Here is a 23,004-nt window from a genome sequence, read left to right as displayed (position 1 = left end):
TGGAGGACGGGGGTCAGCGGCCGGCCGCGGCGAGGCGGGCGGCGAGGCGGGGGTAGACGCGCAGGGCGTTGCCGGAGTAGACAGCGGCGCGCTCCTCGTCCGACAGGTGCGGGGTGGCGTCCACGTACCGCTTGGTGTCGTCGAAGTGGTGGCCGGTGCGCGGGTCGACGTCGCGGACCGCGCCGATCATCTCGCTGGCGAAGAGGACCGACCGGCTGGGGATCACCCCGGTCAGCAGGTCGATGCCGGGTTGGTGGTAGACGCAGGTGTCGAAGGAGACGTTGTCGAGCAGCGCCTCCGGGGCCGGCCCGCCCAGCGCCATCGCCAGGCCCCGGAACCGGCCCCAGTGGTACGGCACGGCCCCGCCGCCGTGCGGGATCACGAACCGCAGGGTCGGGAAGTCGGCGAACAGGTCGCCCTGGAGCAGCTGCATGAACGCCGTGGTGTCGGCGTTCAGGTAGTGCGCGCCGGTGGTGTGGAAGGCCGGGTTGCACGAGGTGCTGACGTGGATCATCGCGGGGACGTCGTACTCGACCAGGGCCTCGTAGAGCGGGTACCAGCCGTGGTCGGTCAGCGGCGGTGCGGTCCAACGGCCGCCGGACGGGTCGGGGTTGAGGTTGACCGTGACCGCACCCAACTCCTCGACCGCACGGCGCAGCTCGGGCAGACAGGTTCCGGGGGCGACGCCCGGCGACTGCGGCAGCATCGCGCCCATGGCGAAGCGGTCGGGGTAGAGGCTGCTGACCCGGTGGACCAGGTCGTTGCAGATCCGAGCCCAGACCGAGGAGACGGCGAAGTCGCCGATGTGGTGGGCCATGAAGCTGGCGCGCGGCGAGAAGACGGTGAGGTCGATGTTGCGCTCGTCCATCAGCCGCAGTTGGTTGTCCTCGATCGCCGTGCGCAGCTCCTCGTCGGAGATGACCAACTCGTCGGGGGCCGGGACGGGGCCGCGGCCCTCGGCCGCCGCGATCTGCCGGTCGCGCCACTCCGCCAGTTGCGGCGGGGCGGTGGTGAAGTGACCGTGACAGTCGATGATCATGGGAATGCCTCGTGGTCGTCGGGGTCAGTGGTCGTGGTCGCGGGTGGGCCAGCCGGTGTACTGCTCGGCCAGATAGGCGCGCCCGGCGTGCGTGCCGACCACGTTGTCGAGTTCGCCGAGCTGACGCCGCAGGTCGAACGCGGAGTCGCCGGGTGCGGTGTGGAGCAGCCGGGTCATCCAGGAGGAGAAGTTCTGCGCCCGCCAGATCCGTTGGAGGGCTCGCGGCTGGTAGTCGTCCAGTGCGACCTCGCCTTCGCGGCCGAGGGCGCGCTGCAGCACGTCGGCGAGGACCTTCACGTCGTGCAGCGCGAGGTTGAGTCCGCGGGCACCGGTCGGCGGCACGGTGTGCGCGGCGTCGCCGGCCAGGGCCATGGAGCCCCAGCGCATCGGCTCCTGCACGAAGGAACGGAACCGCAGCACCGTCTTCTCCAGGACCGGTCCCTCCTTCAGGCGGAAGCCGTCCTCGCCGGCCACCCGGGCCTGCAACGTCTCCCAGATCCGGTCGTCCGGCCAGGCGTCGGGGGACTCGTCGGGGGCGCACTGGAAGTACATCCGCTGCACGGACTCGGTGCGCTGGCTGATCAGCGCGAAGCCGTGTTCGGAGTGGGCGTAGACGAGTTCGGGCGCGCTCGTCGGTGCCTCGGCCAGGATCCCGAACCACGCGAAGGGGTAGTCCTTGCCGTACCGCGTCCGCCGTTCCTCGGGCACCAGGTCGCGGCACATGCTGCGCGAGCCGTCCGCGCCGACGACGTACCGGGCCCGGATTTCGTGGCGGCTGCCGTCCGGCGCGGTGTAGCGGACCCGGGGGGCGCTGGTCGTGGTGTCGAGAACCTCGGTGTCCTTGATGCCGAAGTGGACCGTGCCGCCGTCGCGGTTCCGTGCGTCGGCCAGGTCGGTGAAGACGTCGGTCTGCGGATAGAGCCACGTCGAGGCGCCCACCAGCTCCTTGAAGTGGATGCGGTGCGCCCGGCCGCCGAAGCGGAGTTCGACGCCCTCGTGCTCGTGGCCCTCGCGCAGGATCCGGTCGGAGACGCCGGTTTCGACCAGGTCGCGGGCCGCGTCGGCCTCCAGGATGCCCGCCCGTTGCGTCGTCTCGATCTCGCGCCGGGTGCGGGTGTCGACCACGATCGTCTCGACCCCCGCCCGTCCGAGCAGGTGCGCCAGCATCAGACCGGCCGGCCCGCCGCCGACCACGGCGACCGGAACCCGGACGACGGTGTCGACGGGAACCGGGGCAACGGTGTCGACGGGGATGTCGGGCATGGCGTCTCCTGAGCGGTTGCGAACGTTCCGAACACCCCGAACGTTGGCACCCGGAGCGGCAGCAGGTCGCCGGCGTTTCCGTCAGGCGGAAGCCCTCCCGGACGTCAGACCACCGTGCGGGCCCGCCGACCGAGCTCCTCGGAGATCCCGTACGTGGCCCTGAGCAGCGGCTCGCGCAACCCTCGCGCGCGGCTCGCACTCCGTGCCGCGACGACGATCCCCAGAGCGGCGCTGACAGGTCCGGTCCGCCCGATCCGCACGGGTGTGGCCACCGCGACCGTGTCCTCCGAGAGTTGTCGGTCGCTGACGAAGACCTGTTCGCGCCGGATGCGGTCCAGCTGCGCCCGCAGTGTCTTCGGGTCGGTGACGGTGTGCGGGGTCCAGGCCCGCAGAGGAGATCCGAGGACCTCCTCCTGGATGTCGTGCGGCGCGTGCGCCAGCAACACCCGTCCCATCCCGGTGGAGCCGACCGGGAAGCGGCTACCGACCATCGTCAACAGCTGCACCGACCGGTGCCCGGCGATCCGTTCGACGAACACGAGCTCCGTGCCCTCGCGCACCGCGAGCTGGATGTTCTCGTGGGTCGCCTCGTAGAGGTCCTGCATGAACGGCAGGGCGGTGTCCCGCAAGATCTGGGTGCGCGGACAGCCGGAGGCGATCTCCCACAGCCGCAGCCCGACGTGCCACGCCCCGTCCTCCGCGCGCTCCAGGGCCCCCCATCCTGCCAACTCCGCCACCACGCGGTGCGCGGTGCTGAGGGGCAACCCCGTCCGCTGGGCGATCTCCGACAGGGTCTGCGACGGGTGCTCGCGGTCGAAGGCCGACAGGACCAGGAGGACCTTTCCCGCCGCCGTGCTCCGGGGTGTGCTCACACGGATCAGTCTCGCAGACCCGCGTTGAGCCGCCCGACCTCGCGCCGTACCATCTGCCGCACACCAAGGAGGAGACGTGGACCGAGAGATCTCCGGGCTGTCCTCGATGGCGACCCGCCCCGTACTCGCCGAACTCACCGAACACATCCGGCGCACCCACGGACTTCCCGTGCGCTTCGATTCCGCGGGCGGCGTCGAAGTCGCACAGCGGGTGCGCGCCGGCGCCGGGGCCGACGTACTCGTACTGGCCGACGGGGCGGTGGCCGGACTGGCCGATGAGGGGTACGTCCTCGACGACACGGTGCGTCCGCTGTGGGTCTCCGAGGTCGTCGCCGCCGTGCCGGAGGGAACACCGGCTCCGGCGCTGCGCTCGGAGTCCGACCTGCGGATCGCGCTGCTGTCAGCGGAGGGGATCGCCTACTCCACGGGCCCCAGCGGCACGGCCCTCGTTGACCTGATCGCCCGGCTCGGCCTCACCGACGTGCTCCGGGACCGCCTCGTCCAGGCACCATCGGGCGTGCCTGCCGGCAGCCTGCTGACGTCCGGCAGGGCGGACCTGGCCTTCCAGCAGCACAGCGAACTGATGGACCTCCCGGGAGTCACCGTCGCCGGCCCGCTCCCGGGTGGCACCGCGATCAGCTCGATGTTCAGCGGGGCCGTACTGGCCGCCTCTTCCCAGCCGGGCCGCGCCCGTGAAGTCCTCGACCTCCTCGGCTCCGACACGGCGACGACGACCGCCCGTGCCAGGGGCATGCGGGCGGCCGGCGGCCGGTGACCGGGGGAGAAGCCGGGTGCCGTGGCCTGACCGCCCCGCAAGGCCCTTCTCGCGTCACGGTCGAACCGGGTCCACATCCCCCGGGACCGTCAGGACACGACGTCGAGCGGTCGCAGGAAGCGGCGCTCGTACCGCTTGATGCAGCGGGTGTTGCGGGCCAGCGCGAAGGCGTCCTGGCACTCCGGGTCCGTCATGCTGTCCGTGCGGTACTGCTCGTACGCGGCGAGGCTGGGAAACGAGAAGAGGGCGTAGGCGATGTCGCTGTCGCCCTCACTCGGCAGGAAGTAGCCGTGGTGCGTCCCGCCGAACCGGTTGACGAGCCCGACCCAGCGACGACCGTATTCCTCGAAGTCCTTCAGCTTGTCGGCGTCGATCTCGTACTTCAGATGAATGGTGATCACACCCGCATCATCCTGCACGCCGGTTCGGACCCCAAGCCGTGTACCGGAAGAGGATCTCGGACCGTCGACGATCACGGTCCATGGGGCGGGGCGACCCCACGGATGAGCAGCGGGCGGTGTCGGAGCCGTTGTTGCCGAAGAGCACGGAGGCGGGGCGACCGTGGGTCCGGCCTCGACGACGATGGGTCGACGGCATCCGGTTCCGGGTCCGGACCGGTGTTCCACGGCGGGACGTGCCGTCGGGTACGGGCCGTGGGGCCGCATTCGCGGCCTGCGCCGCCTTGAGGAGGTCCGCGTGCCCCGCACCGGACCGTGCCGACGACGCGTCCTCCCCATCGGGTGCGTGCTGACGGAGCCCATGAACGGTCGTGCCCAGCGCGTACGTGGCAGGTCCCGCCTGGACCGGGGCAGCAGGGGTTCGTAGACCGGCAAGTCCTCAGCCCGGGAGCGACGCCGTCCTCAAGAACCGAAGTCGGTGATCAGGCCTTCGGCGGCATACACGACCGTGGCCGTGGTGGTTCCGGCGGCCACGACGAAGGAGAACACCTTCGATACCGTACCGCTCGGCGAGTGTGCCACCGCGGGATTCTCCGGGTCGTAGCGCAGGCGAACGGGACGGCCGTCCGAAATCCAGCGGTCGGTGCTGTCGATTTCGACGGTGGAACGCTGTTCGTGCCCGCCGGCGACGAGGTAGACGACCTGGAGGGGCGAGTTCCTGGGCCCGCCCTTGAGAACCGTGCCGGTGACCTTCGGCCATGAGCGGTGGCGGAGGTCCTTCAGGGCCCCCTGGAGGAACCCGAAGGAGAACATCACGGCCACCAGGCTGAAGATTCCCACCGGCAGGAGGTAGACGAGTCTTTCGGGTCCGCCGATCAGGTTCAGGGCGACGGAATATGCGGTCAGTGTCCCTCCGTACCCGTACACGAGGGCCGAGCAGCCGTTGGATCCCTGTACCTCGGTCGTCACCTCCGGAACACCGGTCGTCAAGCCGCCGCTTCGGGCGATCCGGGTTCGCACCGCTACCGCGAAGTTGTCCACCTCGGTTTGGCTCGGCCCACGGACCTCGTACGTCGAACCGTCGTGCAAGTGCACTGCCAGGGATCGGGTTCCGGTGTCCACCGTGTTCACGCGCGCGATGGGAATGCGGGTCGTCTGCCGCCCCACCCGGAGGACGAGCGTCTCGCGGCCCAACTTCGCCACGCTGCGCCCCGCAACAAGGGATGCCCCGATCTCGTCCACTTCTCTCCCCCCCGGCATGGTTCGGAAGGAGAAAGATATCCACGGTGCGAAAACGGAGCCAGCGTCAGATCCTCCAGGGACCGTCGCGTTCGGCGTCGTGACGAGGTCGCGGACCCTGCCGATGGACTCCGGTTCGGTGGCCGGTCTACCCCGACGACGGCATGGCGCTCCCCCAGTCCCCGCTGCTGCTGTTCGATCCCACCGAGCGCAAGGCGTACGGTAAGGCCGTCGACTGGCTGCTGAGCGCCGACGTGCAGAAGAAGCTGATGCAGCCCACCCAACGGCTTCCCGTCAAGCGGGACTTCGAGCCCTCTGGGCCGCTGCGCGTCCCCATCGGCAACGTGCCGTCCTTCCGGCGGTCGGGTGCTGTGGGAACGTACCGTGGAGGTTCGCTCCGATGCCGACCTCAAGACTCTTGACCGGATCGACATCGACACCCGTGTGGGCCTGTGGGCGAGGCTCGGCTGGGGGCCGGCCGGGGGAGGGCGGTCCGTCACCGGGGAGACCGTGACCGCTCACATCCGTGAGGAGACTCCGATCGAGGTGATTCGGCTGCTCATGGACACCACGCACAAAGAGGACGCGCTGGTCCACACCGACCTCACCACCGGCGAGGTCGCCCCCGACGGGGTCCTCGTCGACGCCCTGCGCGAGCGGCACGATGATGACCGGGTGAGGATCACCTGCGAGGCGCCCGGTGTCCGCGGGGGCTTCGAGAACGCCGAGTGCTCCACCGGGGAGCTCCGGGCCCGTTGCCCGGGCAAGGTGCCGACGTGGAACAGCGAGCGGGGGAGCTGACGCTGAACCCGATCGCGATCTTCCTCTGAGCCCCTGCGGAACTTCTACCCGCGGTCACGCAGTGCGTTCCCGATGCACCCCGCGTGGAGCGATGGCGGAGCGTCGCAGCCGTGCGGGAGGGCCCGCTCGTGTATCCGTGACGCGCTGATCAGCGGGTTCGCCCCACCGGCTCGTCCCTGCTGTGGCCGGGACGGCTGCCGACGGTCAGGGGATCCTCAGCCGGCGGTGATCAGGGTGGGCAGGTAGTGGGTGGCCGGCCGGCCCTCGGGCAGCGGCACGCTGGGGAGGGAGGTGTCCAGGGCGTGGATCATCAGCGGGTTGCTGCCGACCGGGCCGCCGGCGTTGGCCCGCAGCCGGTAGCGCTCGGTGCGCACCTCGTTCCTGGCCAGGGGAGCACCGTCGTGGTAGAGCGAGGGCACCATCACGTCGTTGGCGATCCGCAGCGCGGCCGGTTGCCAGGTGCCGGTCGCCGGGTTCCGGCGCTCCAGTAGGAAGCCGCCGGTTCCGGGGTCGACCGGCTGCCCGGGTTCGGCGATCATGAACTCCATCTGGAAGCCGAGCCGGATGCGGGAGTACGCCTTGGCGTTGCCGTTGCGCAGCGTGACGGTGAACTCCTGGGCGGCGCCACCCCTGGGCAGCGTCAGCCGGCCACCGCTGGTGCTGACCGTCATCCGCAGCGTGGTCCGCTGGACCGGAGCCGTCGTGCTGGCCTTCGTCTCGACCGCCGGGCGGGGCGTGCTGCTGGTGCGGCTGGCCGAGGGGGACGGGGTGGCCGAGTCCGGCTCGGAGGCGCTGGCGGACGGGACGGCGGAGGTGCTCGGGGCCGAGGAGGTGCCGGCGGGGCTCGGCGCCGAAGAGGAGGCGCTGATGGTGGCCGCCGGGGACTCCGCCGCGGCACTGGCCGGCGGAGCGCCGTCACGGGCCGTCGTCTTGCTGTCGCAGGCGGTGGCGCCGATGCCGAGCAGGGCGGTGACGAGCAGGGTGGGCAGCAGCGGGCGCTGGATGCGCATGGTGGAAATCCCCCGGGGTGGAACGGTTGTACGCGTCCACGACCATAGTCCGGACCCGGCCGATACCGAAGCGACGTGCGGTAACGGTTCGGTCGGGCCGGGATGCCGCCGGCGGAGACCCGTGAATCGGTCCGGTGCCTCGTCGGGCTCGGGCGTCCCTCCACGGTCAGGGTCGTCGGGACCGAGTTCGTCGCTGCCGATGCCGCATCCGACGGCGAGCCGGGCGCAGGCGTCACCGCACCGCAGATGGGTCGGGGCGAGGCTGGGTGAGACGTCGTCGTCAACGGGTGGGGTGCCATGGGCGCGGGGGTCGCGTTCTGTGCGGCGGCCTCCCTGTCGGAGCGACGTCGGGGGGAAGCCGTGATGAGGTCGGAGGTCCGACGCGGATCGCATCCCGCCGAGGATCAATCGACGGACTTGATCGTCTTCATGGTGAGGTGGGAGGTGAAGCGCAGGACCCCGGGAAGTCCGCTGAGCTTGCCGGTGAGGAAGGCCTCGCAGGCGGCATGGTCGGCGACGGCGGCTCGGACGAAGTAGTCGGGGCGACCGTACATGCGGCGGAACTCGATGACCTCCTCGTAGGAGGCGACGATCTTCTCGAACTCTTCGAAGCTCTTGCGGTCGTTGGCGTAGATCTCGACGTCGATGAGCACTTCGAGGCCGCGGCCGATGGCGGCCGGGTCGATGGCGGCCCGGTAGCCGGTGATGATGCCGGCTTCTTCCAGTCGTCTGACGCGACGCAGGCACGGTGGCGGGGTGAGGCCGACCCGTTTGGCAAGTTCGACGTTGGTCAGACGACCGTCTTCGCTGAGGTGAAACAAAATTTCGCGATCAATCGCGTCGAGTGCTGTTTTATTGCCCATGAGTCGATCATAGAACCATGATGCGCAACCATGTGAGGACGAATCTTTTCTAAAATGTCTCCATGCCAATACCTTCTGTTGCTGCGGCTCCGGTGCGGTCTGCGCCCGGTCCGGCAGGACATGCCTCGTCCGAAGCTCGGACGGCGTTCCGTGAGTCCCTGCCGGTGGGACTGGGTTTCGTTCCGCTGGGCCTTGCCTTCGGGGCCCTCGCCGCCCAGTCGGGTCTGGCCTGGTGGTGGGCGTCCCTGTCGGCCGCGGTCGCCTTCGGCGGCTCGTTCGAGTTCCTGCTCATCGGTCTCGTCGTCGCCACGGCACCGCTGGCGTCGGTGGCAGCCGCCGCGTTCCTGGTCAACGTGCGGCACGTCTTCTACGGGCTGTCCTTCCCCCTGCACCGCGTGCCCGGTCGGCTCGGCAAGGCGTACAGCACGTTCGCCCTGTGCGACGAGGCGTACGCCCTGGCCTCGGCCGAGCGGGCTCGCTCCTGGCCCGGCGCTCGCATCCTGTGGACGCAGTTCTACCTGCACGTCTACTGGGCGGGGAGCGCGACCGCCGGGGCGCTGCTGGGCTCGCTCATCCCCGAGGGCGTCACCGGCCTGGACTTCGCCCTGACCGCCCTGTTCGCCGTACTGGCGCTGGACGCGCTGCGGGACCTGCGCGGTGATCTGCCCACCCCGCTGCTCGCTCTGTGCAGTGCTCTCCTGGCCCGGATCGTTTTCCCGGACCGGATGCTGCTGGTCGCCTTCGCGCTGTTCACCACCGGTCTGCTGGCCCGGCACCTGATGACCATGATGACCGACAGGAGGGCCAACCGTGCCTGACCCCACCCATGCCGTCGCCGCGGTCCTCGTCGCCGCCGCGGTCACCTGGGCGTTGCGAATCCTGCCGTTCGCAGCCCTCGCCCCGCTGCGCTCCAGTAGCACGGTCCAGTACCTGAGCACGCGCATGCCGGCCGGCGTCATGATCATCCTGATCGTCTACTGCCTGCGCGACCTGTCCGTGACCGAGGTGCGTTCCCTGGTCCCGCTCGCGGGACTGGCCGTCACCGTCGGTCTTCACCTGTGGCGACGCAACGTCCTGCTCAGCATTGCCGGCGGCACCGCCGCCCACGTCCTGCTGACCAGTACCTTCTTCGCCGGCTGAGCGCCCTCGCCGCAGCCCGTCCGGAAGGAAGGCGGCCATCGGGAACCGGCACCGTGTCTTCTGTCCCGGTCGGTGCCGTTTCAGGCCCCGGCGTCCTGGGCTTCCATTCTCTTCTTGAGCGGCGCGTAGAGCGCGTCCCAGGTGTAGGGGCGCTCGTGAAGGTCCAGCACCAGGCGGTTGAGCAGCGTCGGGTCGAAGTTGATCCCGTACAGACCGCCGTCGATGGTGTGGTCGTTGACGATGACCGTGGGTGTACCGGGGCCGGTCGGATCGTCGCCGGTCTGTTGGTAGGCCTCCTCGGAGGCAGTGACGAACGACCGGTACTTCATCGTCCGGACCGCCGCATCGAAGGTCTCGTCGCGAAGCCCCGGAACCTCCTCGGCCAGTTCCAGCAGGCGCTCGGTGGTGAACCCGCCGCTGCTTTCGACGGCAGCCTGGTTCTTGAAGAGCACCGTGTGGTACTCGACGAACTTGCCCTTCTGTAGTGCGGCGCGCAGCGCGTTCACGGCTTGCTTCGAGCCGTCGCCGCTGAGCTGGACGTCCCTGAAGGAAGCGAACGTGTACTCGGCCTTGACCTCCCCCGCAAGCAGCAGCTTCTGAAGCGCGGGGGCGCCGGTTCGTTCGTACTCCTCGACGACGGGGCAGCGCGGGTCCTCGAGCACCTGCACCGTCGAACTGGCCACGGGATTGCCGACCACGATCGTCGTACCGTCCGCGGCCAATCGCTCCGGCAGCAGCCCGGCGGACGCATAACGGACCGCCTCGGCCCGCGCCGCCGACCGGGCGTCCCCACCCTCGGACCCGCCCGGTGCACATCCCGCGAGGCCCCCCACGAGACCCATCGCGACGGCTGCCTGGACGGTTCTGCTGATCTTCATCGACTTCTTGCTCCCTACCCCTGTGAACAGGCGAACTCTATGTGTCGGCTGTGACGGCCGCACCACAGTTCTGGCGAGGGGGGTCCGGCAGGTGCGGCGGGTCCTTTGGAGGTCGGAGCAGGCAGAGAAGGAACAGGACCGGGCACTCGCGGTGGTACGGATCGTCGCGGCGGGGGTGTGCGTGACCTTTGCTACCCGGTTGCGCCCTCAGCGCGGGGCGGGACCGAGGGGATCATGCTCGACGGTCGTCAGGTGCCAGGCCGCGGCCGTGTCCCGGCGGCCAGCAGCAGGGCGAGAGCGGCAATCAAGATCAGGCTGCCCACGGCGAAGCCACCCCGCAGGCTCTTGTTGACCACATGACCACATGATCACATGACCACGTGACCACCGACGAAGTTGCCCACCGCACCGCCGATGTCGAAGACGACGAGGACGGTGGTGATGGCGGCCACACCGAGCCGTCCCCGGGTCGGTGACACCCGCTGCTGTGGCGCGACGGGCGTGTTTGTCTCTCCTCGCACGGACATCTCGTTTCTCCGGACGTGGTCGGGTGAGGTGCGCGGACCCCATGGCGCTGTGGTTCACCGGGAGGTCACGGCACGGGGAGGAGCGGCCGCCGTCATCCGCTGCGTTCCCGTTTCGGAGCGGGGCGGTCGGGGAGGTGTGGGGGAGCGGTGCGGGGCGGAGCAGAGGGAGCTTGCCCGGACTTCGGGCGGAGAGGGCGTGGTTGGCCGAGCACGACCGTCAGGAGGACGACGACCATGCCGACGATCTGCAGGACGGACAGTGTCTGGTCCTTGACGAGGTAACCCAGCAGGGTCGCCACGATCGGGCTGCCCAGCGCCAGGAAGGAGACCGCCACGGCGGGCAGGCGTTCGACGCCCCGGAACCAGACGACGTAGCCCAGAACCGCGCCCAGGACGATGAGGTAGACGAATCCGAAGACGTTGTCGCCCGTGAGGTCGTCGGGAAGGTCTTCCAGTGACAGCCAGAACGGCAGCAGTCCCAGGCCGCCCGCCGTGAGCTGCCACCCGGTGAAGGTGAGCAGACTGACGCCCTCCGGTCGACCCCACCGTTTGGTCAGGGTGATGCCCGAAGCCATGCAAAGGGCTCCGCCGACTGTGGCGAGCACGCCGATGACGTCAAGCGTTGCCGCGCCTTTGAAGACGAGCAGCACCACGCCCCCGGTGCCCATCGCGCAGGCCAGGGCGTGGATGGTCCTTGCTCCGTCACCGAGGAAGAGGGCGGCGAGGACCACGACGAACACGGGCTGCGCCGACATGATCATGGCGGCGATGCCGCCCGGGAGTCGGTAGGCCGCGACGAAGAGCAGGAAGTTGAAGGCGCCGATGTTCAGAACGCCCAGCATCAGTGCGCGCCACCACCAGATGCCGACGGGAAGCTTCCGGCCGAGGGCCAGCAGGAACAGACCGCCGGGCAGGGCCCGCACGGTGGTTGCCAGGAGCGGCCGGTCCGGTGGCAGCAGCTCGGTGGTCATCAGGTAGGTGCTGCCCCAGACGGCCGGAGCCAGGCCGGTCAGGGCCGCCGTGAGTGCATTCTGCGTGTGCTTCATCTCGCCTCGAATCCCCGTGGTTCCCGACGTCCGTCCCCGGCCGGCTCAGTCGAACACCGGGGCGCGGTCACGGCCGCGCTTCAGCTCGAAGAAGCCGTCGGTGCTCGCCGCAGCGAGCACGCCGTCCCAGAGCCTCCCGGCGGCCTCGCCACGGGGGGCGGGCGTGAGCACGGGGCCGAAGAACGCTAGCGGCTTCCCGCCGGGGCCGGGAACGTGGATCACGGGGGTGCCGACCTCGGAACCGACCGGGGCCATCCCCTCGTGGTGCTCGGCCCGCAACGCCTCGTCCCAGGAGGTGTCCTCCGCGGCCTCGATCAGGTCGGCGGACAGGCCCGCCTCCCTCAGGGCGGCGCGGATCATGCCGTGGCCCAGCCCGGCCTTCTCTCGGTGGATCAGGCGGCCCATGGCGTCGTAGAGGGGGCGCAGCACTTCGTTGCCGCACCGCTGCTGTGCCGCGATGCACACGCGTACGCACGCCCAGCGGTCGATCATGCCCTGGCGGTACTGCTCCGGTACCTCCCGGCCCTGGTTTGGGGAGCGACAGGCCCATGATGTGGAAACGGGTCTCCAGCGACCGGACCTGCTCCACCTCCAGCATCCAGCGCGAGGTGATCCACGCCCAGGGGCAGCGGGGGTCGACCCAGATGTCGGCGGTGGTCTTCTCGGAACGTGGTGGCGCGGCGCTCATGGCGGTCGTTCGTCCTTTCGTCGTCACGGGCGCGGAGGCGTGCCGAGGCAGGGATCGGCGGCGGCGCGCGCCGGGGTGCGGCAGGGGAGGGGCGAGGGAGGGAAGGGGCACCGGAAACACGGCTCTCGGGCACGCCGGACGCCCCCCGATCGGGGGCCCGTCCGCCGAAGTTCGACCCGAGGGCGTTCCTGCCGTGTGCGTTGTCACCAGTGTCGGGTCGAGGGCATCGATGAGTCCAACGCATGTTTGTCACGCAATGGATCTCACATCACGATGGATCCATGGAGCTTCAGCAGATGCGGTACGTGATCGCCGTGGCCGAGATGAACAGCTTCACGAGGGCCGCCCAACGCTGCATGGTGGTCCAGTCCGCACTCAGCCATCAGATCGCGCGCCTGGAGAAGGAGTTGGGGGCGAGACTCTTCGAACGCACCAGTCACCGGGTCCGGTTGACCCCGGCGGGCGCGGCCTTCCTGGGGCTGCTGGGCATCGAGGAGGAGCGGACGGGCTCGTTCCCGGACCGGATGGTCCAAGAGGACGCGCGGGTGGATGCAGAGGCTGATGTTGGTCATGCACGACAACGGCACCGTCCGCCACCCCGCAGTTGATAGCGTGATCGTCGTGACAGAGCTGGAAGAGCTGGAAGAGCTGGAAGGGCTGGAAGAGCTGGTCCTGAGCCCCGGCGAACGGGCCCGGGGGGTTCACGTCGACAGCGTGATGTTCAGGATGGACTGGTCCGGTGAGGACCGCCCGGGTCAGCTGGCTGCGTTCGCGGCCGGTCGAGTACGGGCCTTCGGGGTGGAGCCGACGGACGTCGACACCACCGTCGTCTACCGAGCAGCCGAGACCGAACTATCCCTGCACCGCGGTGATTTGTTGGTCCGTCAGCTCGACCACCTGTCCGGTGTGCTGGCAGACCTCCGCTGTACGCTCATGGTGCGGGAGAACGGCACCGACACCTACGAGGTACTGGTCGCGCTGACCGATGGGCGCGAGCCCACCGGGTTGATGCACGAGGGCTTCCCGGTGCGGGCCTGGGGCTCGGAACCCGAAGAGACCCTGGTCAGCCTGGACTGCCCGAACTGCTCGCAGATGCTGGTCTGGGAACTGCCGGCGGACCAGACCCTGGCCGACGAGCGCTGCGATTGCGGAGCCGCGTTGTTCGACGCCGCTGGCCGTCCGCTGCTCCACGTCACTCTCCACGGCTGAGCCGCTCGGCGCCCTCTGACCCCGACTCGTCCTCACGGATGCGCTGCCCATCGGATGCAGCGCCCACTGATCAGCACGAACCGCGTCTGCCCGGCTTTACGTCACGGCGGTCCACACCCGGCACTTCATGTTCGTCGGGTGCGGATCGCGCACAGAGACACCGATGGTCAAGGCCGTGACTCGATGACGGGGCCCGGCAGCAGGACGGGGACGGGTGCCGAAGATCAGGGAGTTGCAACGTTCTGCGAGCACTGGGGAGAGTCGTGCCCGCGCTTCCAGCACGGCTGACGGAACCGCTCCGGGGGCAATGCGCAGCCCTGCTGCCCGAGCGACCGGAGCACTATCCCGGCCATCCGCTCGGCTGCCCCCGCCGGCCTGCGCTTTCGTCCCGCTCCAGAAGGGAAGGGCTCGACGGGGAAACGAGCGGAGGGCCGGAACGCCGCCCATCCCGACGAGCCCCGCTTCGCCTCCGACCGCCCCGGGAGCAGCAAGGAGCGAGGACGACCCGACACAGCTCCTTGACCTCCTCGGTCCGCCCGTCGACGAAGTCCCCAGCAGCCCCCTTCCCCTCCTCCCGGAAACCTGAGGTCGGCCCATGCCGGTGTACCCCGCCACCGACCGTGCGACCCGATCCCCGTACCGAGCCGTCGCGCTGCCGATGCGCGCCGACGGCGCCAGGGCCTGCCGGACCGGGCGGCCCCACGGACACATCGGCGCCGCCAGCCCGCCCTCTTGACTAGGATGATTCGCACGATGTCCCCACAAGGTACGCGGTCGATCGCCGCCCTCCTCGGTCTGAGCGCCACCGCCTACACCGCGTGGGTGCTCGAAGTCGTGCTCTCCACCGGGCTGAACCCCATCGAGACGTACGTCAGCGAACTCGCCGCCCAGGACCAGCCCCTCGGCGGTCTGTTCCGGGCCACCGACCTCACCGCAGGGCTCCTCGCCTTCGCCGGCGGCCTGTTGGCCCTGCTCCAGTCGGCCCGGTGCCCGAAGGCACGCCGCCCCTGGTCGTTGACCGGCTGGCTCGGCGTGGCCCTGTTCGGCGCGGCCACCGCAGCCGACGCCTTGCTGCCGCTCAGCTGCAAGCCCACCGTGGACCCTGCCTGTGCCTCCCGGGAGACCGCCGGCATGGTGCCCGCCACGCATCAGGCGCACGCCATCAGCAGCAGTCTGGCCATGAGCGGTGCGCTCGTCGCGCTGGTCTCGCTCACCATCGCCGCCCGCCGCTACGGCGAATTCGCCCCGCTCGCCCGCTACGGCCCCGTGCTGGTCATGCTGGAACTCCTCGCCACCGCCTGGACCCTGGGCGCGATGACCGCGTTCACGGCCGGACGTGGCACCTGGGCGCTCGGCGCCGGCCAGCGCCTCCAAGTGCTGCTGGTCGCGGTCTGGCGCGGCGTGCTCGCCCACTCCGTCCGCCAGGAGCGCCGTACGTGAGCGCCGAGCCGGATTCCGCTCCGGAACCGGGTGCGGGTTGGTCCGGTTTCGTACGGGCCGGCTGGGACGAGGTGCCGCTGCACGTACGGGTCGAGGGCCGGGGACCGGTGTGCGTCCTGTCCGCCGGACTGGGGTTGAGCTGGTTCGACTGGGACGCCGTTGCCGAGCTGCTCGCTCCGTACCGCACCGTGGTCCGCTTCGACCGCCCCGGCCACGGGCTGAGTGCTCCCGCAGCCGTACCGCCGACCGCCGTCGGGGAAGCGCACCGAATCGCCGCCCTGCTCGACGCGCTCGCCCCCCGCCTTCCGGCCGGGCCGGTGACAGTGGTCGGGCACTCGGTCGCAGGCTTCCACGCCGAGGTCTTCGCCCGGCTGTACCCGGACCGCACCACGGCCCTGGTCCTGGCCGACGGCAGCGTGGAAGAGGACGTCCGCACCACTGCCGCCGGCACCGCCCTGCGGACCGCCTCGGCGCGCGCCCTCGGCGCGGCCGTCACCGCCGTCGGCCTGCCGGCCGCGCTGGGGCCGCTGGTCCGCCGCGCCGCCGTGTGGCTCTCCCGGCCCGACGGGGTCGACCGCCCCGCGCCGCCCGCGCGGGCCCTCGTACGCCGCTGCTACCGCACGGGCCGGGTGTGGCGAGGGGCCCTGCTGGAGAACGCCCGATACCCGGATGCCGCCGCCGAGGTACTGGCCCTGCGGACCACCCGTCCGTTGACCGCTCCGGTCGTGGTCCTCGCGGCCCACGACGGTTCCGCGAGCCGCTCGGCCCTGCACTGGCTGGCCCGGCAGGCCGCCCTGGCGGACGCCCTCGGCGCCCGTTTCGAGGTGGCCGAACCGGCCGGGCACCTGGTCATGCAGGACCGCCCGCACGAGGTCGTGCGGGCGGTGCTGGGTGCGATCGCGTAGGACCGCCGGGACAAAAGCCCGGGCAACGTGTTGGTGCCGTTGCCCACCTCCTCCGGGCGGCTTCCCGTGGCGACCACCCCGCCCCGGTGTCTCCGGTGCGTGACCTCGTCCACGGGACCGTCACCGGAGTCACGTTCCCGCGCGATCGACCCGGGCGTGGTGGAGGGTGTGGCCATCACGGCAAGGCGGGCGGTTGGCGCGTGTCGGCCGGGGGCCTCCTGTCTCCATGTCTCGATGATTTCGATCGGGATGCGTCCGCCTTCGGGCAGCTCGTATCCATCGGCGTGGGCCCAGCAGCGGATGGTGCGTGTGCTGACGGACCTTCGGGCGGCTGCGGCCGGTGTGCTGCTTTCGAGAGTCGACGGGGTGAAGGCGGGACCGTGGTCGAGGAGGTCCTTGGGGAACACGGGGACGCTCATGGTCCCGCTGAGGACGACTGACGAGGAATGCGGTCAGGGAGCCGCCGTGGCTGAACCAGGGCACGCGCAAGGCCTCGTTGACGGCGACGGTCCATTCGTCCGGGGCATCGGCGGGCCGGGTGACCCAGAAGAGGTGGCCCCCGTTGCCGGTGACTCCCACGGCGAGAAGGTCCTCGGGGGAGTGCGGCAGTTGCCAGGGGTGTCGGGCGGTCTGCCGGACCTCCTCGATCTGCCCACGCAGACGGGCCGGCACGGGACCGGTCAGATCGGCCCCATCACCCTGGGCATGCGGCTGGTGGAGGGTGATGGATCCGCAGAACCGGCCCGGCCCGTATGCGGTGATGAGGTCCTTGGACTCCTGGGGCAGGCCCTTGCCCAGCGCGACTTCGACCTGCGACCAGTCGGGAGCAGGGGGAACGCCAGCAGGAGGCGGGCACGGTTCGACGCCAAGGACCGGTCCGAGTGGTTGGACCTCACCCGCATCGGCGCGTACGGGTTGGGCGGTCCCTCGGGCGGGACGTACCACCGGGTCCGTAGGACCGTGGTCCGGAACGTGTTCCGCTGGGCCGTCAGCAGCCGCACGCCCCGTTCGAGCGGTCGCTGTCCGCCCTGGAGTGCTCCTGGCTTCGTCCCGTTCCCAACCCTCCTACCCGTGCGGTCTCCTGGAGTCCGGAGTGGCCGGCCTGCTGTTCATGACGACGACCACTGGTGCCGACCCGGTCGACACCGTCCGGCTCTTCGCCGAGCCGGTGCGGCGGTGGGGCGCCGACGGCTACCTCCCGCACGCACTGTGCCGGAGGGGGATCCCGTACCGCCGCTCGGGGCCGATCACGGTCTTCCCGACGTCGTCCAACACGCCGCCGGCCTGCTCGATCGTGTGCGCGGACTCCTCGTTTTCCGGGGCGCACGTCAGCAGCACTCGGTCCGTGCCCCCTGGTGCGCGACTCGGCCAGGACTGAGGCCAGCGCCCGGGGCGCAGTCCCCGAGGTCGCGTCCGTCGCAAGGACGAGCGACGGGCCACGCGGGCCCGTGGTCGATGCTCCCTCGTACGGGTGATGCTGTTGGCGATGGCGGTGAACCGCTTGGCTCCGCCCCCACTGTCGTGGGGGTGCATGAAGCGGATCAACGAGCAGCACATCGTGGAGCCAGGTCCGGTGGTACTGGGCGGCATCGGAGGGGCGGGGGACACTGTGGCGGCCGAGCTGGAAGAGGCCATTGGTGCCAGCATGTCGATCAGCGCGGCAACTCACCTTTCCGTCGAGCTGGGTTGGGCGGGCTCCTTCGGGTGTGGGGCGCTACACGGACCGGCTGTGAACTGTCATGCGCCGCCCGGGCCCTGGAGTCGGTCACGTCCGCCGCGGCTGTCCCGTACGACGGGTTTGCTGTGGAATCATTACTTCCGCCTGAAAGTTTGAGTGAAGGAGACGAGGCTCCCCCATGTTCGACGCCCTGAAGAACCTCAAGGACAAGGCTGAGGATCTCGCCGGTACCCACGGGGACACGATCTCCGGCGCGCTCGAGAAGGTCGGCGACTTCGTCGACGACAAGACCGACCGCAAGCACAGCGACAAGATCGACACCGCTGTCGACAAGGCTCAGGAGTACGTCGAAAAGCTCGGCGAGAAGAACACCTGAGGCCCCACCCGTCCCGCACGGTCCGGGCTGCCACCTCCAGGCACCCGGACCGCACGGGTCTTGGACCCGGTGATCGGCAGGTCGGCAGCAACGGGCGTCGGCATGGCGGACGGAGCGCCGGAGGGCGTGCCCTTTGACCGGCGCAGGTTTCGAATTTCCACCCTGTAGTTCGCATGGCCCGGGGGTGTCGCCGGATCGGAGGCACTGGTAGACCGCTGAGGGGGCAGGACCGCCGGCTCGCCGGGAGGCCCTTCGTAAACCGCATGCCGGCGACGGGTGCCGCGCCAACGTGGTCGGGACCGTACGACCTCGTCATGAACCGGTCTGCAGGCGGTCCGAATCACATCAACATCTCGTGCCGTCAACATCTTGTGCTGTCTGTCCACGGTGAGATCTCCGCGCCACCCGGATCGTTTCCAGGACCGGCTCGAACTGCGGGAATCACCCCGCTGCCCGGCCGTGACCACGACGGACAAGGGCTTGTCGGCCCGCACGCGGTTTGGGCGGAGGCGCGCGCCCTTGCCGATGCGAGGCGCGCAGACCTCTGCCGGCACGGGTTCGTACTGCGGTGAGTCCTTACGTGTCCTGCCGTGACCACGATCGACGTGGCCGCCTGGCGCTGCGCGACGGCCAGGTGGGGCTTGGTGGTGAAGCTTCCTCTCGTGACCTTCCCGGCCCGTGATCGTGCAGTTCGGTGAGAATGCGGCCCGGCGGTTCCTGCTGCAGGTCGCCCTGTTCGTGAGCACCAGCCGCATGCTGGTGAGCGCGGCAGGCCGTGGAGCAGACGCTCGGGTCCCACGTGATGGCGTCCTTTGCCTCGGTCGGGGACTGGAGCCGGGTGAGCACTCGTTGCCAGGTGCCGCTCCGCTGTCACTGGTGGAACGGGTGGTGGGCCCGGCCTCCACGGTCCGTACTCGACGAGGACGTCCCGCCACGGAACACCGGCCCGGACCCGGAACCGCATGCCGTCGATCAACTGCTGCCTGGGCCGGGTAGGCAGCCGCCCCGTCCTGGAATGCTTCGGCGGCAGCGGCTCCAGCATCGTCCACTGCTCGTCCGCGAGATCTTGCCGTCCCACGAGCCGTGATCGTTCACTGTGTAGGGCGTGTTTCGAAAGTGCTGGTCACAGCCACTCGTTGATGGCTGAGATCAGCACGGTCGTTTCGTAGCAGACGGCGAGTCTGTCGTATCTGCTGGCTACCCTGCGGTGGTATCTGAGGCGGCCGGGGGTGAGCTCCCACCGGGCTACCCGACAGTTCCAGGAGCCGTCCCCAAAAAAGTCCACGCCACTACGCCCGTACTCGGCGATCATGGCAGCCATGACGGATGCAACTGGACCGGAGCCGCTGGGCATATGTCTCGTGGCCAATGTCGCCCAAGAGACCAGCCATGGCGAAGGTGGACTGGAGATCCGCAAGGGGTTGCGGCACTTCGCACCGGGGGCGAAAGTGTGGATAGCACCGCCGGCCTGGGGCGATGGCGGCGAACGCGTCATTGTGGCTGGACGTCATCGGGGTAACCACCGTCGCTACATGCGGATCGTGATCGAGAGCCGATTCCTGGTGAACTTCCGGGTCCGCGCCGTCTACAGCCCGGCGCTGGTGCGTGCGTTGACGGAGGCGGAGCCTGGTGAGGAGAAGGAGTTCGGCGCCCACTTCCTGTGGCCCCTGGAACAGGCGGAGAGCTGGGCGCGGTCCTGGAACACGCCGAAGATGGAGGCCCGGGTGGACGGCCACCGCAGTCGGGCCCACCTGGTCACCGATCCTCCGCCCATGGAGCTGCATCTCGACGGCGTCACCTACTACCTGGCTCATTTCAATGCCCGTGGGGCCCGCTATTCGCCGGAGCCGCCACCGGTGGAGCCGTCGCCGACGACTGGCTGAGGGAAGCGACTGGCCCCTTTCCGAAGTGGATCAAGGCCATGTGATGATCACGCTCCATGGCTCGGGGAGATCTCACGGAGGCGGTGCCCCATGACCGCACCCACACCCGCCGGAGCTGATCCGGAAGGCTGCGGCCTCCAGCCGCCCGCCTTCGGCCGGCCCTCCCCGGCGCTGCTGGAGTGCGCCGACCGCGGCTACGCCCGCTTCCCCGCCGTTCAGGCCCCGGCCGCCGGCACCGGCGACCACGACCAGGACGACGACCCGGCGGGCGCCCGGTGAGCAGCACACACCCGGTCCTCCACGACCCCGAGGGGCGTCTCGATGTGGAACTCCCCCTCGATCGGTCAGTGCTTGCCAAGCTGTTTGTCTTGATGCAGGAAGGGTGAGGGCATGGAACCTGAGGTTCCGTTCGAAAGACCTCTTCCGCAGAGGACGGGCCGCCCGCGCACGCGCCTGACCGGCGGCTATGCTTCCCGGAACCACGCGGGGAGGGGTGCACGGCATGGGGCTGCGCAGGCTGTTCGGCAGGGGCGGCGACGAGGAAGGCCGGGGGGCCGCGGAGGTCGACACTCGGATCACGTCGCCGGCGTGCATGCCGGGGCAGCAGGTCGAGGCGGAGGTGGTGATCAGGGGCGGCGCCCGGGGGCTCGCCATCGGCGAACTCGATCTCGAGGTCGTGGTGCAGGCGCTCGGCTGGGACGGCTCGCCCAGCGAGGAGTCTGTCTGCGACCTCAGCACCAGCAGTTGGGCTGAACACGTCCCCGCTGGCTCGGAGAAGCGACTCGCCTTCCGGGGGCGGCTGCCCTGGGAGACCCCGGTCACCGAGATCGGCGGCCAGGCTGTCGGTATCGTCGTCTCCGTCGTCACGAAGCTGTCCTGGGACAGCGAGGCGCCGGTCGTGGACACCGATCTGCTGCACGTCACCGCGCCGCCACTGTACGAGGCGGTGCTCGGCGCGTTCGCCGAGGAGGGCTACCGCGTCGACGGCTCCCAGGTGAGGGACGGCTACATCCCCGACGCGGAGTGCCAGTCCGGCCACTACCAGACCCTCTTCCTCACCGCCCCCACTCGCGGCGCGGGCCGCTTCGCAGAACTGGAGGTCGTCCTCCATCAGAACGTCGTCGGCGCCATGGTGTACGTCCGCCGTGCCGACCGGTCGACCCCCGAGTGGGACGACAAGCCGCCGACCCGCACCTTCGCAGCCGCCCACCACGAGATCGGCCACGTCGAGTTCGGACCCCGCGTCCGTGACACCCTGGAGAAGCTGGCCCTGCTCGACGGCTAGGCAAAGGACACGAGGCCGTCGGCATATGCTGCTCGGCATCCGCACGGGGAGGGGTGCACTGCATGGGGCTGCGTAGGTTGTTCGGGATGAACGGCGGAGGGGAGGGTCGGGAACCCGCGGAGATCGACACGCAGATCACGTCGTTCGCCTGCCTGCCGGGTGGGCCGGTCGCGGCGGACGTCGTGATCCGGGCCGGGAGCCGGCCGCTGACTGTCGACCACCTCAACGTCCGCGTGCTCGCCCGGTGCCACGGCACCGACGGAGAAATCGAGGAGGAGGGATACCGGATCGACCGGCTCGACTGCTCCCGGCACAGGCTCAGTCTGGAGCCGGGCGCCGAGGAGCGGGTCACCTGCAAGGGCCGGCTGCCCTGGGAGACCCCGGTCACCGAACTCGCCGGTCAGGCGGTGGGAGTGGACGTGTCGTTGACCACGCAGTTTGACTGGGACAGCGAGGCACCGGTCGTTGACCTCGACTTTCTCCACGTTACCGCGCCACCGCTGTACGAGGCGGTGTTCGACGCGTTCGCTGAGGAGGGCTACCGGGTCGACGGATCACACTTGATCAGGGGTAGCGTCCCCGACACCGAGTACCACAAGGGCCTCCACCAGGTCTTCACCCTCACCGACTCCAGCCGCGGTGCGCACCGTTTCGCAGAACTGGAGGTCGTCCTCCACCAGAACGTCGTCGGCGCCATGGTGTATGTCCGCCGCGCCGACCGCTCGACCTACCGCTGGGGCAGCAAGCCCCGCGCCCGCACCTTCGCCGCAGCCCACCACGAGGTCGGCCAGTTCGATTTTGCAGCCCGTGTCCGCGACGCCCTGGAAAAGCTCGCACTGATCGACGACTAGTAGGGCTTGGTCAGGTTGGTTTTTGGTGGTGCGTGTCCTGCGGGTTCCGTGTCTCGTTGAGGACGTGTGACGCCGGAGGAAATCGCAGCTGTGCGTGGCGAGTTGGAGGACTTCGCGGCAGAGGTCTTCGAGCCGTTCGCGCGTAATGATCAGCGTCGGTGGGGGCAGGTCTATCTGAGGGGCCTACTCCCGGACGGGCAGCGCAAGTCGGTCGAGCCGATGGCCGCCCGGCTGGGTGAGGACGGGAACAGGCAGGCCCTGGCCCACTTCATCACCACCAGCCCGTGGGATCCAGCGCATGTGCGGGCCAGGCTGGCCTGGAAGATGGAGAAGGCGATCCGGCCCACCGTGCTGATCTTCGATGACACCGGGTTCCTCAAGGACGGCAATGCCTCGGCGTGTGTGTCGCGGCAGTACACAGGCACCGCAGGCAAGGTCACCAACTGCCAGGTGGGGGCTCGCTGCACCTAACCTCGGGTCATGCCTCGGCGGCGGTGGACTGGCGGCTGTTCCTGCCCGAGACCTGGGAGTCCGGATCCGTGAAGGCCAGCCCGGGCAAGGTCGCCCGCCGCGCCGCCTGCGGCATCCCCGACGACATCGGGCACGTGGAGAAGTGGCAACTCGCACTCGACATGCTCGATGAGACCCGCTCGTGGGGGATCGAGGTGCCGCTGGCCATCGCGGACGCCGGATACGGAGATGCGGCCGCCTTCCGGCACGGCCTGCAGGCCCGCGGCCTCCACGGGACCTGTCCCCGAGTGGTGGACACCTCTGATCCCGGCCCCGCCAGGGGTCGGGTAGGAGGCATCTTTTATGGTGATGAAGGTCTACTCGCCCG

26 protein-coding genes and 4 pseudogenes are annotated in these 23,004 nt (G+C 69.9%); 18 read left to right on the top strand and 12 right to left on the bottom strand.

Annotated elements, in window-relative coordinates; genetic code table 11:
* Nucleotides 1–13: 13 nt before the first annotated feature.
* From ACFW2Y_RS17325 to ACFW2Y_RS17315, 3 genes are all read right to left on the bottom strand, one after another.
* Nucleotides 14–1,039 (bottom strand): amidohydrolase family protein, encoded by a 1,026-nt coding sequence (locus tag ACFW2Y_RS17325; protein WP_384879368.1) that lies wholly within the window; start codon nt 1,037–1,039, stop codon nt 14–16.
* A gap of 24 nt (nt 1,040–1,063) precedes the next feature.
* Nucleotides 1,064–2,302: a 4-hydroxybenzoate 3-monooxygenase gene (locus tag ACFW2Y_RS17320; protein ID WP_384879365.1), complete on the bottom strand. Its 1,239-nt coding sequence runs from the start codon at nt 2,300–2,302 to the stop codon at nt 1,064–1,066.
* 104 nt (nt 2,303–2,406) lie between these two features.
* Nucleotides 2,407–3,174, bottom strand: coding sequence for an IclR family transcriptional regulator (locus ACFW2Y_RS17315; RefSeq protein WP_384879362.1), 768 nt, complete (start codon nt 3,172–3,174; stop codon nt 2,407–2,409).
* Nucleotides 3,175–3,250: 76 nt separating this feature from the next.
* On the opposite strand from ACFW2Y_RS17315, the gene ACFW2Y_RS17310 reads away from it, so the two are divergent.
* Nucleotides 3,251–3,949, top strand: coding sequence for a substrate-binding domain-containing protein (locus tag ACFW2Y_RS17310; RefSeq protein WP_384879359.1), 699 nt, complete (start codon nt 3,251–3,253; stop codon nt 3,947–3,949).
* A gap of 89 nt (nt 3,950–4,038) precedes the next feature.
* Here the strand turns inward: ACFW2Y_RS17310 and ACFW2Y_RS17305 are convergent, their stop codons facing one another.
* Nucleotides 4,039–4,350: an NIPSNAP family protein gene (locus tag ACFW2Y_RS17305; protein ID WP_384879356.1), complete on the bottom strand. Its 312-nt coding sequence runs from the start codon at nt 4,348–4,350 to the stop codon at nt 4,039–4,041.
* An 80-nt stretch (nt 4,351–4,430) separates the two neighbouring features.
* Between ACFW2Y_RS17305 and ACFW2Y_RS17300 the strand changes: the two genes are divergently transcribed.
* Nucleotides 4,431–4,700: a transposase gene (locus tag ACFW2Y_RS17300; RefSeq protein WP_384879353.1), complete on the top strand. Its 270-nt coding sequence runs from the start codon at nt 4,431–4,433 to the stop codon at nt 4,698–4,700.
* 109 nt (nt 4,701–4,809) lie between these two features.
* Here ACFW2Y_RS17300 and ACFW2Y_RS17295 read toward each other — a convergent pair whose 3' ends face one another.
* Nucleotides 4,810–5,316, bottom strand: coding sequence for a DUF3592 domain-containing protein (locus ACFW2Y_RS17295; protein WP_384879350.1), 507 nt, complete (start codon nt 5,314–5,316; stop codon nt 4,810–4,812).
* Between the two features lie 434 nt (nt 5,317–5,750).
* Here ACFW2Y_RS17295 and ACFW2Y_RS17290 point away from each other — a divergent pair, with 434 nt between their 5' ends.
* Nucleotides 5,751–6,008, top strand: a complete 258-nt coding sequence (locus tag ACFW2Y_RS17290; RefSeq protein WP_384879347.1) for a hypothetical protein — start codon at nt 5,751–5,753, stop codon at nt 6,006–6,008.
* Complete coding sequence (locus ACFW2Y_RS17285) at nt 5,971–6,387, top strand: hypothetical protein (protein ID WP_384879344.1); 417 nt, start codon at nt 5,971–5,973, stop codon at nt 6,385–6,387. Before ACFW2Y_RS17290 ends, ACFW2Y_RS17285 begins: the two co-directional genes overlap by 38 nt.
* Before the next feature lie 215 nt (nt 6,388–6,602).
* On the opposite strand, the gene ACFW2Y_RS17280 is transcribed toward ACFW2Y_RS17285, so the two are convergent.
* Both ACFW2Y_RS17280 and ACFW2Y_RS17275 read right to left on the bottom strand, forming a co-directional pair.
* A complete protein-coding gene (locus tag ACFW2Y_RS17280) occupies nt 6,603–7,397 on the bottom strand; it encodes a hypothetical protein (protein ID WP_384879341.1) in 795 nt (264 codons plus the stop codon).
* 404 nt (nt 7,398–7,801) lie between these two features.
* Nucleotides 7,802–8,260 carry an Lrp/AsnC family transcriptional regulator gene (locus ACFW2Y_RS17275; protein WP_384879338.1) on the bottom strand — a complete coding sequence of 153 codons (459 nt, stop codon included), beginning with the start codon at nt 8,258–8,260 and terminating at the stop codon, nt 7,802–7,804.
* A gap of 164 nt (nt 8,261–8,424) precedes the next feature.
* Here ACFW2Y_RS17275 and ACFW2Y_RS17270 point away from each other — a divergent pair, with 164 nt between their 5' ends.
* Together ACFW2Y_RS17270 and ACFW2Y_RS17265 are read left to right on the top strand one after the other, a co-directional pair.
* A complete protein-coding gene (locus ACFW2Y_RS17270; RefSeq protein WP_384879335.1) occupies nt 8,425–9,078 on the top strand; it encodes an AzlC family ABC transporter permease in 654 nt (217 codons plus the stop codon).
* On the top strand, nt 9,071–9,400 hold the full coding sequence (locus tag ACFW2Y_RS17265) for a branched-chain amino acid transporter permease (protein WP_384879332.1): 330 nt from the start codon (nt 9,071–9,073) through the stop codon (nt 9,398–9,400). Before ACFW2Y_RS17270 ends, ACFW2Y_RS17265 begins: the two co-directional genes overlap by 8 nt.
* Nucleotides 9,401–9,480: 80 nt before the next feature.
* Here ACFW2Y_RS17265 and ACFW2Y_RS17260 read toward each other — a convergent pair whose 3' ends face one another.
* The 4 genes and pseudogenes from ACFW2Y_RS17260 to ACFW2Y_RS17245 form a co-directional block, all read right to left on the bottom strand.
* Nucleotides 9,481–10,278, bottom strand: a complete 798-nt coding sequence (locus ACFW2Y_RS17260) for a DsbA family protein (protein WP_384879329.1) — start codon at nt 10,276–10,278, stop codon at nt 9,481–9,483.
* A 368-nt stretch (nt 10,279–10,646) separates the two neighbouring features.
* Complete coding sequence (locus tag ACFW2Y_RS17255; RefSeq protein WP_384879326.1) at nt 10,647–10,799, bottom strand: hypothetical protein; 153 nt, start codon at nt 10,797–10,799, stop codon at nt 10,647–10,649.
* Nucleotides 10,800–10,897: 98 nt separating this feature from the next.
* Nucleotides 10,898–11,851: an EamA family transporter gene (locus tag ACFW2Y_RS17250; protein ID WP_384879323.1), complete on the bottom strand. Its 954-nt coding sequence runs from the start codon at nt 11,849–11,851 to the stop codon at nt 10,898–10,900.
* A 45-nt stretch (nt 11,852–11,896) separates the two neighbouring features.
* A pseudogene (locus tag ACFW2Y_RS17245) lies at nt 11,897–12,539 on the bottom strand (disulfide bond formation protein DsbA).
* A 281-nt stretch (nt 12,540–12,820) separates the two neighbouring features.
* On the opposite strand from ACFW2Y_RS17245, the pseudogene ACFW2Y_RS17240 reads away from it, so the two are divergent.
* The 7 genes and pseudogenes from ACFW2Y_RS17240 to ACFW2Y_RS17210 form a co-directional block, all read left to right on the top strand.
* Nucleotides 12,821–13,015 (top strand): annotated as a pseudogene (locus tag ACFW2Y_RS17240) (LysR family transcriptional regulator); the annotation flags it as partial.
* Nucleotides 13,016–13,160: 145 nt separating this feature from the next.
* A complete protein-coding gene (locus ACFW2Y_RS17235; RefSeq protein WP_384879320.1) occupies nt 13,161–13,748 on the top strand; it encodes a hypothetical protein in 588 nt (195 codons plus the stop codon).
* A gap of 263 nt (nt 13,749–14,011) precedes the next feature.
* Nucleotides 14,012–14,119, top strand: a pseudogene (locus ACFW2Y_RS17230) (IS5/IS1182 family transposase); the annotation flags it as partial.
* A 382-nt stretch (nt 14,120–14,501) separates the two neighbouring features.
* Nucleotides 14,502–15,188, top strand: coding sequence for a DUF998 domain-containing protein (locus ACFW2Y_RS17225; RefSeq protein ID WP_384879317.1), 687 nt, complete (start codon nt 14,502–14,504; stop codon nt 15,186–15,188).
* A complete protein-coding gene (locus ACFW2Y_RS17220; RefSeq protein ID WP_384879314.1) occupies nt 15,185–16,093 on the top strand; it encodes an alpha/beta fold hydrolase in 909 nt (302 codons plus the stop codon). Before ACFW2Y_RS17225 ends, ACFW2Y_RS17220 begins: the two co-directional genes overlap by 4 nt.
* Before the next feature lie 1,093 nt (nt 16,094–17,186).
* Nucleotides 17,187–17,471 (top strand): hypothetical protein, encoded by a 285-nt coding sequence (locus tag ACFW2Y_RS17215; RefSeq protein WP_384879311.1) that lies wholly within the window; start codon nt 17,187–17,189, stop codon nt 17,469–17,471.
* A gap of 478 nt (nt 17,472–17,949) precedes the next feature.
* Entirely contained in the window at nt 17,950–18,147 is a 198-nt protein-coding gene (locus ACFW2Y_RS17210; RefSeq protein WP_384879308.1) for an antitoxin, read from the top strand.
* A 361-nt stretch (nt 18,148–18,508) separates the two neighbouring features.
* Here the strand turns inward: ACFW2Y_RS17210 and ACFW2Y_RS17205 are convergent, their stop codons facing one another.
* Nucleotides 18,509–19,189, bottom strand: coding sequence for a hypothetical protein (locus ACFW2Y_RS17205; protein WP_384879414.1), 681 nt, complete (start codon nt 19,187–19,189; stop codon nt 18,509–18,511).
* Nucleotides 19,190–19,466: 277 nt separating this feature from the next.
* On the opposite strand from ACFW2Y_RS17205, the gene ACFW2Y_RS17200 reads away from it, so the two are divergent.
* The 5 genes and pseudogenes from ACFW2Y_RS17200 to ACFW2Y_RS17180 all read left to right on the top strand — a co-directional run.
* Entirely contained in the window at nt 19,467–20,030 is a 564-nt protein-coding gene (locus ACFW2Y_RS17200) for a hypothetical protein (RefSeq protein ID WP_384879305.1), read from the top strand.
* A 90-nt stretch (nt 20,031–20,120) separates the two neighbouring features.
* Nucleotides 20,121–20,309, top strand: a complete 189-nt coding sequence (locus ACFW2Y_RS17195) for a hypothetical protein (protein WP_384879302.1) — start codon at nt 20,121–20,123, stop codon at nt 20,307–20,309.
* A 223-nt stretch (nt 20,310–20,532) separates the two neighbouring features.
* Nucleotides 20,533–21,315 (top strand): sporulation protein, encoded by a 783-nt coding sequence (locus ACFW2Y_RS17190; RefSeq protein ID WP_384879299.1) that lies wholly within the window; start codon nt 20,533–20,535, stop codon nt 21,313–21,315.
* A 62-nt stretch (nt 21,316–21,377) separates the two neighbouring features.
* Entirely contained in the window at nt 21,378–22,166 is a 789-nt protein-coding gene (locus ACFW2Y_RS17185) for a sporulation protein (protein ID WP_384879296.1), read from the top strand.
* Nucleotides 22,167–22,232: 66 nt separating this feature from the next.
* Nucleotides 22,233–23,004: pseudogene (locus ACFW2Y_RS17180) on the top strand (IS701 family transposase); the annotation flags it as partial.

Origin of the sequence: Streptomyces sp. NPDC058877 (assembly GCF_042742855.1) — a bacterium.
Lineage (GTDB): Bacteria > Actinomycetota > Actinomycetes > Streptomycetales > Streptomycetaceae > Streptomyces.
The sequence above is the reverse complement of the archived record's forward strand: the minus strand, read 5'-3'. Positions and strand labels throughout refer to the sequence as shown.